Genomic DNA, 556 nt, shown 5'->3' on the forward strand with positions numbered 1-556 from the left:
GGCTACAAACCCCACGTCTCCATCGACCGGAAGTATCGGTTCATCCGCAAATGGAAGACAACAGATGCCGCCGCCAGTGATGGCGCGCGATTGAGAGAGGGGCTTCTGGATAAAGCCAATACCGCCTCAAGCGTMTGGGCCGATACCGCGTATCGCTCGAAAGCCAACGAAGACTTCATGGAAAAGCAGGGCTTTGTCTCAAAGGTCCACAGGAAAAAGCCGCATCTCAAGGGCTTGTCGAGCCACATCCAGCGGTCCAACGCAGGGAAATCGGTGATCCGGTCGCGTGTCGAGCATGTCTTTGCCGATCAGAAATCGCAGACGGGTCTGTTCGTCCGAACCGTGGGTATCACCCGGGCCACCATGAGGATCGGCCTGGCCAATATTGTCTACAACATGCGCCGCTTTCTCTTCCTTGCAAGGTTKAACKCGAGCGCGTAGTCATCCAGGGGGGCAGTCCCCGATCTGCTCAAAACGCAKAGCGAAAGCGACCCAAGGAACCGTCAATCAAATCGCCAAAAGCCWGAAATCACGAACCAAGCACATCAATCAAGGG

Annotated in this window: 1 protein-coding gene; it reads left to right on the top strand. The window is 55.7% G+C overall.

What is annotated here, in order from left to right:
* The coding region (locus KP705_RS16495; protein ID WP_215765034.1) for a transposase at positions 1-441 on the top strand (441 nt) is incomplete at its 5' end.
* Positions 442-556: the final 115 nt, after the last annotated feature.

Origin of the sequence: Gluconobacter sp. P1D12_c (genome assembly GCF_018812105.1) — a bacterium.
In the GTDB taxonomy this organism is placed as follows: Bacteria; Pseudomonadota; Alphaproteobacteria; order Acetobacterales; family Acetobacteraceae; genus Gluconobacter; species Gluconobacter oxydans_A.